This is a genomic window from Sabulicella flocculans (assembly GCF_045449635.1).
Classification (GTDB): Bacteria; Pseudomonadota; Alphaproteobacteria; order Acetobacterales; family Acetobacteraceae; genus Roseococcus.
Window position 1 is genome coordinate 1 of the sequence record NZ_JBJJBR010000038.1, and the last position, 9674, is coordinate 9674.

The 9674-nt window shown below is 71.4% G+C and carries 10 protein-coding genes and 1 pseudogene; 6 read left to right on the forward strand and 5 right to left on the reverse strand.

What is annotated here, in order from left to right:
- Window positions 1-960: D-alanyl-D-alanine carboxypeptidase family protein (locus ACI6QG_RS19120; RefSeq protein ID WP_407026185.1), on the reverse strand; the 960-nt coding region annotated here is incomplete at its 3' end.
- Window positions 961-1281: 321 nt separating this feature from the next.
- Here ACI6QG_RS19120 and ACI6QG_RS19125 point away from each other — a divergent pair.
- From ACI6QG_RS19125 to ACI6QG_RS19145, 5 genes are all read left to right on the forward strand, one after another.
- Window positions 1282-1776 carry a phasin family protein gene (locus ACI6QG_RS19125; RefSeq protein WP_407026186.1) on the forward strand — a complete coding sequence of 165 codons (495 nt, stop codon included), beginning with the start codon at window positions 1282-1284 and terminating at the stop codon, window positions 1774-1776.
- A gap of 169 nt (window positions 1777-1945) precedes the next feature.
- Window positions 1946-2275 carry an ATP-dependent Clp protease adapter ClpS gene (gene clpS, locus ACI6QG_RS19130; RefSeq protein ID WP_407026187.1) on the forward strand — a complete coding sequence of 110 codons (330 nt, stop codon included), beginning with the start codon at window positions 1946-1948 and terminating at the stop codon, window positions 2273-2275.
- A 115-nt stretch (window positions 2276-2390) separates the two neighbouring features.
- Complete coding sequence (gene clpA / locus ACI6QG_RS19135) at window positions 2391-4742, forward strand: ATP-dependent Clp protease ATP-binding subunit ClpA (protein ID WP_407026188.1); 2352 nt, start codon at window positions 2391-2393, stop codon at window positions 4740-4742.
- A 77-nt stretch (window positions 4743-4819) separates the two neighbouring features.
- The gene (locus ACI6QG_RS19140) at window positions 4820-5167 is read left to right on the forward strand and encodes a carboxymuconolactone decarboxylase family protein (protein ID WP_407026189.1); all 348 of its coding nucleotides are present in this window, start codon (window positions 4820-4822) and stop codon (window positions 5165-5167) included.
- A gap of 11 nt (window positions 5168-5178) precedes the next feature.
- The gene (locus tag ACI6QG_RS19145; RefSeq protein ID WP_407026190.1) at window positions 5179-6090 is read left to right on the forward strand and encodes a restriction endonuclease; all 912 of its coding nucleotides are present in this window, start codon (window positions 5179-5181) and stop codon (window positions 6088-6090) included.
- Here the strand turns inward: ACI6QG_RS19145 and ACI6QG_RS19150 are convergent.
- The 4 genes from ACI6QG_RS19150 to ACI6QG_RS19165 are packed head-to-tail and all read right to left on the reverse strand — an operon-like array spanning window position 6072 to window position 9062.
- On the reverse strand, window positions 6072-6863 hold the full coding sequence (locus ACI6QG_RS19150) for an alpha/beta hydrolase (protein WP_407026191.1): 792 nt from the start codon (window positions 6861-6863) through the stop codon (window positions 6072-6074). The genes ACI6QG_RS19145 and ACI6QG_RS19150 overlap by 19 nt on opposite strands.
- Entirely contained in the window at window positions 6863-7615 is a 753-nt protein-coding gene (locus tag ACI6QG_RS19155) for an FkbM family methyltransferase (RefSeq protein ID WP_407026192.1), read from the reverse strand. Before ACI6QG_RS19155 ends, ACI6QG_RS19150 begins: the two co-directional genes overlap by 1 nt.
- The gene (locus ACI6QG_RS19160) at window positions 7612-8418 is read right to left on the reverse strand and encodes a VOC family protein (RefSeq protein ID WP_407026193.1); all 807 of its coding nucleotides are present in this window, start codon (window positions 8416-8418) and stop codon (window positions 7612-7614) included. The genes ACI6QG_RS19155 and ACI6QG_RS19160 overlap by 4 nt, the downstream gene beginning before the upstream one ends.
- Entirely contained in the window at window positions 8415-9062 is a 648-nt protein-coding gene (locus ACI6QG_RS19165) for a glutathione S-transferase family protein (protein ID WP_407026194.1), read from the reverse strand. Before ACI6QG_RS19165 ends, ACI6QG_RS19160 begins: the two co-directional genes overlap by 4 nt.
- Window positions 9063-9143: 81 nt before the next feature.
- On the opposite strand from ACI6QG_RS19165, the pseudogene ACI6QG_RS19170 reads away from it, so the two are divergent.
- Window positions 9144-9674 (forward strand): annotated as a pseudogene (locus ACI6QG_RS19170) (hypothetical protein); the annotation flags it as partial.

The window sequence follows — 9674 nt, forward strand, 5'->3', positions numbered from 1 at the left end:
GGCGGCCAAGCGCGGGGCGGGGCGCGTCGGCGCGGAGACGAGCTGCGCGCGGGCCGGCGGCTGGACGCGGGCCAAGGCGGGCGCGGCGCGGCGGCCATAGGGCACGGGGGCCGGGGCGCGGGCCGCCGCGACCGCCACCGCCGGCTGGCGCGGCGCGTTCACCATCACGGCGGGGCGGCGGACGCCCATGCGCTCGAAGCCGTCGTCCAGCAGCTCGGCCATGTGGCTGTTGCGCTGGTACCAGGACCCGCCGCCGAACACCGCACCCACCAGGCGCACGCCGTCGCGCTGCGCCGAGGTGACGATGTTGAAGCCGGAGGCGTTGATGTAGCCGGTCTTGATGCCGTCCGCGCCCGGGTAGTCGTGCAGCATGCCGTTGTGGTTGCGGATCATCCGCTGGCCATGGGCGAACTGGGTGACGGCGAAGTAGGCGTAGCGATCGGGGAAGTCGAGAAACAGGCGCCGGCCGAGCAGCGCCATGTCGCGCGCCGTCGTCACCTGGTCGGGATCCGGCAGGCCGGAGGCGTTGCGGAAGGTGGTGCGCGTCATCCCGAGCGAGCGGGCGCGCATGGTCATCATGCGGGCGAAGTTGTCCTCGTCGCCAGCCAGGTGCTCGCCCACGGCGCTGGCCACGTCGTTGGCCGAGCGGGTGACCAGGGCGAGGATGGCGGTCTCGGCGCTGATGGCGCCGCCGGCCGGCACGCCCAGCTTGGAGGGCGGGCGGGAGGCGGCCTCGGCCGAGACGCGGATGGGGGTGGAAAGCTCCACCCGGCCGGCGCGCATCGCCTCGAACAGCATGTAGAGCGTCATCATCTTGGTGAGCGACGCGGGGTGGCGGACCTCGTCGGCGTTCTGCGCCGACAGGACGTTGCCGGTGCGCGCCTCTGTGACGATGGAGGCGTAGCGCGGGCTGTCGGTGAGTTCGGCCAGGGCCGGGGCGGCGGACAGCGTGAGCGCCAAGGCGCCGCCCATGAGGCGACGCGCGAAACCAGCCAAGCCCATGCAGGAAACCCCCCGTTCCATCATCCGGTGCGCGCCCTGCCTCCCCCAAGGAGGGCACCACCGCCTTCCATTCAACACGCGCTGGAACGACCTGTCCAGCGGCTTTCGGCAAAAGCGTGCGATTCCAATGGTTAACGCGTTATTGTGCGCTGCACAAAATTCCGCTTGCCCTGGTCGGTCAGACCGCCTAGATACCGTCTTGCTGCATCGCAGCATTATCTTGCCGTCCCAGGCCCGCCAGGGCTTTCCGGGCGGTGCCAGCGACGGAGAGACCGAACGATGAAGACCCAGGCGGACGTGAAGAAGGTGATGGCCGACGCGGCGGTGGCCGGCCAGAAGGTCATGGAGGACACCACCGTGCAGGCGCGCGTGGCGGTCGAGCAGGGCATGCAGCACGCCAACAAGGCCGCCGCCGACGTGATGAAGGCCGCCGAGGACGCCGCCGAGTTCGGCCGCGCCAACTTCGAGGCGATGACCAAGGCCTCCCAGCTGTACATGACCGGCGTGCAGGACCTGTCCCGCCAGACGCTGGCCATGCTGCAGGGCCTGTCCGACCATGCCCTTGAGAGCGCCAAGACGCTGTCCACCGCGAAGTCCCTGAAGGAGGCCGCCGAGCTGCAGGCCGCCTTCGCCAAGACCTCGTTCGAGCGCGCGATGAACGACACGGTGAAGCTGCAGGAAGCCGCCTTCAAGCTGGCCGAGTCCTCCTTCGCCCCGATCAACGCCCGCCTGACGGTGGCGATGGAGAAGGTGGGCAAGCCGCTCGCGGCCTGACCCTGCCTTCCGGCGAATGTCACGGGCCCGGCGCGGCAACGCGCCGGGCTTTTGTTTTGTTCATCCCCGCGTGCGCATCCTCCAAGACCCTTTTCCCGGGGCGCCGCGAACCGATATCCTCCGGGAGCCGGGCGCTGCGCCCGCAGGGAAGTGATCGAGCAGGACAGCGATGGCGGAAGGCGACAAGCGAGAAGGCGAGGGCGGGCCCGCCACCGGCGTGGTGGTCAAGCCACGCCCCAAGACCAAGAAGCCCGCGATGTACAAGGTGCTGATGCTCAACGACGACTACACGCCGATGGAGTTCGTCGTCCACGTGCTGGAGCGCTTCTTCCAGAAGGGCCGCGACGAGGCGACGCGCATCATGATGCACGTCCACCGGCGGGGCGTGGGCGTCTGCGGCGTCTACACCTACGAGGTCGCGGAGACCAAGGTGACCCAGGTGATGGACCTGGCCCGCCAGAACCAGCATCCTTTGCAGTGCACGATCGAGAAAGAGTGACCTGCGCGCCGTGCATGCGTTGGAGGGTGTGAGGGGCGGGGTTGGTGCCCCACATCCGATGTTAACATTCCGTTCCGCATCGTGTGGGCCGGACGATTGATAGGGGAGCGTTCCCATGCTGTCCCGCAACCTCGAGCAGACGCTCCACCGGGCCCTTGGCCTCGCCAATGACCGGCGCCACGAATACGCCACCCTCGAACACCTGCTGCTGGCCCTGGGGGACGATGCGGATGCCGCCACCGTCCTGCGCGCCTGCGGCGTGGACGTCGAGAAGCTCAAGCGCGACCTCACCGAGTTCCTGGACAAGGACCTTGCCGGGCTGGTGAGCGACCGCGGGGGCGACCCCAAGCCCACCGCCGGCTTCCAGCGCGTGGTGCAGCGCGCCGCCATCCACGTGCAGTCTTCCGGCCGCGACGAGGTGACGGGGGCCAACGTGCTGGTCGCCCTGTTCAGCGAGCGCGAGTCGCACGCCGTCTACTTCCTGCAGCTGCAGGACATGACGCGGCTGGACGCGGTCAACTTCATCTCCCACGGCATTGCCAAGGCGCCGGGCCGCTCGACGCCGCGCCCCGTGCAGGGCGCGCCGAAGGGCGAGGAGGAGGGCAGCCCGGCGCGCGAGGAGCGCGAGGAGAAGCCGCGCGGCGGCCGCAACCAGGACGCCTTGTCCACCTATTGCGTCAACCTCAACAAGAAGGCGGCGCAGGGCAAGATCGACCCGCTGATCGGCCGCGAGCAGGAGGTGGAGCGCACCATCCAGATCCTGTGCCGGCGCACCAAGAACAACCCGCTCTACGTGGGCGACCCCGGCGTGGGCAAGACCGCCATCGCCGAGGGGCTGGCCAAGCGCATCATCGACGGCGACGTGCCGGAGGTGCTGGCGAAGTCGGTCATCTACTCACTCGACATGGGCTCGCTGCTGGCCGGCACGCGCTACCGCGGCGACTTCGAGGAGCGGCTGAAGGCGGTGGTGAGCGAGCTGGAGGCCCAGCCGGGCGCCGTGCTGTTCATCGACGAGATCCACACGGTCATCGGCGCCGGCGCCACCAGCGGCGGGGCGATGGACGCGTCGAACCTGCTGAAGCCCGCGCTGGCGCAGGGCACGCTGCGGTGCATCGGCTCGACCACCTACAAGGAGTACCGCAACCACTTCGAGAAGGACCGCGCCCTGGTGCGGCGCTTCCAGAAGATCGACGTGAACGAGCCCTCCGTCGAGGACACGGTGAAGATCCTGGCGGGCCTCAAGACCGCTTACGAGAAGCACCACAAGGTGAAGTACACGCCCGAGGCCATCCGCGCCGCGGTGGAGCTTTCGGCGCGCTACATCCATGACCGCAAGCTGCCGGACAAGGCGATCGACGTGATCGACGAGGTCGGCGCCTCGCGCATGCTGCAGCCGGAGGGCAAGCGCAAGAAGACCGTCACCCTCAAGGACATCGAGGAGACGATCGCCAAGATCGCGCGCATCCCGCCCAAGACCGTCAGCGCCGACGACAAGGAGGTGCTGCGGACCCTGGAGCGCGACCTGAAGGCGATGGTGTTCGGCCAGGACCGCGCGATCGAGGCGCTGAGCTCGGCCATCAAGCTGTCGCGCGCCGGGCTGCGCGACCCGGAGAAGCCGATCGGCAACTACCTCTTCTCCGGCCCCACCGGCGTCGGCAAGACGGAGGTGGCCAAGCAGCTGTCCAAGACGCTGGGCATCGAGATGCTGCGCTTCGACATGAGCGAGTACATGGAGCGGCACTCCGTCTCGCGCCTGATCGGCGCGCCGCCGGGCTATGTCGGCTTCGACCAGGGCGGGCTGCTGACCGACGGCGTGGACCAGCATCCGCACTGCGTGCTGCTGCTGGACGAGATCGAGAAGGCCCACCAGGACCTGTACAACATCCTGCTGCAGGTGATGGACCACGGGAAGCTGACCGACCACAACGGCAAGACGGTTGATTTCCGCAACGTCATCCTCATCATGACGACGAATGCGGGCGCCTCCGACCTCGCCAAGCCCGCCATCGGCTTCGGCCGCGAGGTGCGCACGGACGAGGACCAGGAGGCGGTGAAGCGCCTGTTCACGCCGGAGTTCCGCAACCGGCTGGACGCGGTGATCCCCTTCGCCGGCCTGTCGGCCGAGATCGTGGCGCAGGTGGTGGAGAAGTTCGTGATGCAGCTGGAGGCCCAGCTGGCCGACCGCAACGTCACCATCGAGCTGTCCTCGGCCGCCAAGGAGTGGCTGGCCGAGAAGGGCTACGACCCGCTCTACGGCGCGCGGCCGCTGGCCCGCGTGATCCAGGAGCACGTGAAGAAGCCGCTGGCGGAGGAGCTGCTGTTCGGTCGCCTCGCCAAGGGCGGCGCGGTGAAGGTGGGGCTGGCCGACGGCGCGCTGACCTTCGACATCAAGGAGGCCCCGGTGGCCGCCCTGCCGCGCCCGGACGGCGACGGCGAGGCGGAGAAGGAGCCCGAGGCGACGCACTGACCGCGCCGCCCGGCGGACTTGTGCGGAAGGCCCCGGTGGGAAACCATCGGGGCCTTCTTCATGAAGGGCGGAACGGCATGTCGGGCATCGAGGATTGGGACGGCTACAACGCGGCGCTGCGCGCGCGCGGCAAGGAACTGTCCGCCCTGCACCCGGAGATGGTGAAGGGCTTCGGCGCCCTGTCGCGCGGCGCCAGCACCACGACGCACCTGGACGCCAAGACGCGGGAGCTGATCGCGCTGGCGGTGGCGGTGACGACGCGCTGCCAGGGCTGCCTGGACGCGCACGCCCGCAAGGCGCGGGTGGCGGGCGCAACCAAGGAGGAAGTGGCGGAGGCACTGGGGGTGGCGATTGCGCTGAACGCCGGGGCGGCGTTCACCTACACCCTGCACGCGCTGGACGCGATGGATCAGGCGGGGGTTTAGAAGCTGTGTCTGTGCCTGATTTTCAATCCTTTATGCTCCCTGTTCTGCGCGAGGCAGCCGAGGGGCGTGGACGCGTTTCCGAAGCAATTGCTCGAACAGCAGATGGCTTCGGCCTTACGGCGGAAGAGCGTGCGGAGCTCCTTGGCAGCGGTCGACAAACTCGCGTGGCAAATCGAGTGAACTGGGCCTTCACCTATCTCAACAAGGCTGGCCTTATCGAAAGGACGGGTCGCGGAGAGTACCGTGCCACACCGGCTGGTCGCGCCGTTCTGGCAAATCCTCCAGCCAAGATTTCAATCGCCTATTTGCAGGACACTTCCCCAGCATTCCGAGAGTTCCGCGAAAAGACTGAGACACGTGCGGAGGCCTCAGAGGATGGGGAGGTCGCCCCGACCCAAACGCCTGAGGAGCGCTTGCAGGAAGCACACCGGGCAATGCAGGCCGGTTTGTCCGTCGAGCTACTTGACCGCCTGCGTGCTCTTGCCCCCGCCCGGTTCGAAGTCTTGATTGTCGACCTGCTTCTTTCCCTGGGCTTCGGAGGCGGTCGACGTGGTGAGCGCATTGGGATGTCCGGCGACGGCGGAGTGGACGGCATTATTCGCGAGGACGCGCTTGGTCTGGATGTGGTTTACATCCAAGCCAAGCGATATGCCGCGTCCCAGGCGGTAGGTCCCGAGGCGATACAGGCTTTCGCTGGTTCTTTACTCGAGCGAGGTGCGAGCAAGGGCGTCTTTGCTACCACCTCTCGCTTTACCGAAGGCGCTCGGCGAGCCGCCGAGCGCCTTAGCACGCAACGCCGCCTCGTGCTGATAGACGGGGATGAGTTGTCACAGCTGATGATCGAGCATGGCGTCGGGGTACGCACAGTCGAAAGTCTTCGCATTCAGCGCGTAGATCTTTCGCCTTACGAAGAGGACGCGTAACCCTCCAAAAACCCCCGCACCTCGCCCAGCACGTCGGCGTCGGCCAGCCCCAGGCGGCGCACCGGGGCGGCGAAGGCGGCGATGATCCCGACATGGCCCATGCCGGCATATTCCCGGTGCCGCACGTCCAGCCCGGCGTTGCGGCCGCGCGCGGCCAGCACGCGCGAATGGCGCGGGCGCACCGTGGTGTCGTCCAGCCCGTGCAGCAGCAGCATCGGCGCGGCGCCGCCCAGCGGAATCCCGTGCGGGATGGCCTCCACACGCGTCAGCCCGGCGAAGATGGCGGGCGGGTTGGCTTCGCTGGACTGGAAGTCGTAGGGGCCAGCCAGGCCGATGAAGCCGCGGGTGCGCCGCCGCAGCCCCCAGCTCCCGTCATAAGCCAGGGCGGCGGCGATGAAGGCGCCGGCGGAATGGCCCATCAGCACCAGCGGCCCGTCCAGCGCGGCGCAGGCCCGCGCCACGTCCTCCACGAAGGCGGGGTGGGTCACCGCCGGATGCAGCCGGTAGCCCGGCACGGCGACGCGCCAGCCCAGCCGCGCCAGGGGCCGCGCCACGAAGGCGTAGTCGCGCGGGGTGCCGGCGGTCCAGCCGCCGCCATGCACGAACACCAGCAGCGGCGCGTCGGCGCGGCCGTAGAGGTCCATCACCTGCGCCGGGTCGGGGCCGTACGGGATGCCCCGGCGCTCCTCCTCGACGGAAGCGGACAGCCAGTTGGCGACTCGCTGCGGTGCGCAGGCGGACAGCAAGGGCAGGGCAAGGAAGGCGCGGCGCATCACCCGGCAACGCGCAGCCGCGCCGGTTCGCTGCTGGCGTAGATGTCGCCGCTGTTGGCCTCGGCCGGCAGGGCGTCCAGCCAGGCAGCCATCTCCGCCGCGCCGACCGGGGCGGGGAAGGCCCATTCCATGTTCTCGCCCAGGCAGGCGTTGAAGGCGGCGAGGCCCAGCGCCCCGAGCCGGGCCAGGCAGGCATGGGCTACCAAGCGCTGGATGGTGGTGAACTCGAAGCTCAGCGCGCGCGGGGCGGAGGACAGGCCGGCCAGCACCTCGGCCTCCCAGCCTTCCACGTCCACCTTGATGAAGTGCGGGCGGCCATGCGCCGCTGCCAGGGCATCCAGCGTGGTGCGGCGGCGGGGCAGGGCGGCGCCCCATTCCTGCCCTTCCCAGCCCGGGGCGCCGGCGGCGGCGGCGATGAACTCGCGGCTGGCGGTGGCCACGGTGGGGTTGGCGCGGTTCAAGTGCAGCAGCGCCTCGCCCTCCGCCGCGCCCAGCAGGGCGGGCACCAGCGTCACCCCCGGGTCGTTGCGCAGGATGAGGCGCAGGGCGCGCAGCAGGGCGGGCTGCGGCTCCACCGCCACCACGCGGGCGCCCAGGCGGCGGAAGGACAGCGTCCGGTCCCCCACATGGGCGCCGACGTCGAAGGCCAGGTCGCCGGGGCCGAGGAAGCGGGCGTGGAAGGCGTCCAGCAGGGGCCGGCGCGCCGGCTGGTGGTAGAGCCGCACGGAGCGCCCGACGGCGCGCGCCGTCATGGGCGGAACACCAGCGCCGCCCCGGCCTCGTGCAGCAGCCAGGAGCCATCGGGCAGGGCGGTGCCGTGCGGGGCCAGGGCACGGATGGCGGCGGTGCCGTCGCCGGTGCGGAAGGCGCAGCCACCCAGGGTGGGACGGGGCAGGTCGGGAAACTCGCCCGCGGCGTCGAGCACCGAGACGGCGCCGTGGTCCAGCCGCAGGGTGACGCCGCCGGCCGGGCGCGGCTCCAGCGGGCGGCCGGCCAGCACGGAAAGGCGGGCGGCGCTTTCCATCGGCGCGCCGGACAGGATGAAGGCTTCCTCCAGCGCCAGCACGCGGTTCGGGTGGTCCAGCCAGCGTTCCTGCCACAGCAGCTCGGGCGTCAGGTGGCGGACCAGCTGCACCCGGCCCTCCGGCGCGTCGGGCAGGGGCAGGCGCTCGAAGCGCGCCGGGCGGCCCTGGGGGTCGTCGCAGGGGCGGGCCAGCGGGGCGATGCCGGGAATCGGCAGACCGGCCCCGCGCAGGCGCCGGAGGTTGGCCTCGGCGTCGTCCATGCCGAGCGCCAGGATACGCATGCCCTCGTGCCGGTCCAGCAGGGCGCCCAGCCCGTTGTCGGGCAGGGCGGGGTCCAGGATGGCCAGCAGCTCCAGGTAGCCGTGGCGGAAGAAGGCGCAGCGGTTGCCGGTGGCCAGGGGGCCGCCCGGGCCGGATTGCCGGGCCAGCGGCGTCAGGGTGAAGCCCAGCGCGGCGAAGCGGGCGTGCAACGGCCCGGCCTCGCGCGCGCAGATGCCGACGTGGTCCAGCGTGGTGGCGGCGGCGCTCATTCCTCGTATCTCGCGATGCGCCAGGATTCCGGCTCGGCGGCGGCCTCGTCGTGCCATTGCGCCACCAGGGGGTGGGCGCGCACGGCCTCCATGTAGGCGAGGGAGGCCGGGGAAAGCTCCGGCCCGTAGGTCAGGAAGCGGCCGACCACGGGGGCATAGAAGGCGTCGGCCAGGGTGAAGGCGGCGCCGAACAGGAAGGGGCCGCCATGCGCCGCCAGGCATTCCGCCCAGGCGGCATCGATGCGCGCGATGTCGGCCAGGGCGCCCTCGCTGCGGCCGCGGCCGGGGAAGCGGCGGCAGGCGTTGTAGGGCATCGCCAGCCGCAGCTCGCGGAAGCCGCCATGCATCTCGGCGGCCACGGCGCGGGCGTGGGCGCGGGCGGCGCGGCTGGCCGGCCACAGGCCGGGCGCGGCCTCGGCGCAGTACTCGGCGATGGCCAGGCTGTCCCAGATGCGGGCGCCGGCGTGCTCGAGATAGGGCACGAAGCCGGAGGGGGAGGCGGCCTTCACCGCCGGGGTGGCGCCGCCGGCCAGCGGGATCACCACCTCCTCGATGTCCAGCGCGGCCATGCGCACCGCCAGCCAGCCGCGCAGCGACCAGGAGGAGTAGCGCTTGCTGCCGATGAACAGGCGGCCGTCCGGCATGGCGATGGGTTCCCGCGGAGATGAGGCGCCCATCATGCCACCGGCGCACGCCCCTGGCAGCCGGGGCCAGGACGTGATTCCGTGCGCGGCGTGAGATGGCTGCTGCTTTCCCTGCTGCTGGCCGGGCCGGCCCTGGCCCAGCCCGACCCCGAGGCGGCACGCCGCGCGGCCGCGGAGGCGCGCGCCCAGGCCGGACGGGAGGGCGAGGCGGCGCGCGAGGCGGCCGCGCGGGCCGAGGCCCTGGCCGCCGAGCGCGTGGCCGGCGCCGCCCGGGTGCAGGCGCTGGAGCGCGAGGTGGTGGCGGCCACCCTGCGCGTGATGGCGGCCGAGGCGGCGGAGGCCGAGGCGCGCCAGGACGCCGCGCGGGTGACGCGCGAGCTGGGGCCGCTGCTGCCCGTGCTGCTGCGCCTGGCGGCCGAGCCGGCGCCGCTGCTGCTGGCCGCCCCCCTGCCGCCGGCCGAGGTGGCGCTGGGGCTTGTGGCTTTGCGCGGCTTGCTGGGCGAGGCGGCGGCGCTGGCCGCCCGGCTGCGCGAGCAGGAGGCCCGCGCCGCGCGCGAGGCCGCCGAGGGCGAGCGCGAGCGCGCCGGGCTGACCGCCGCCCGCCGCGAGGCC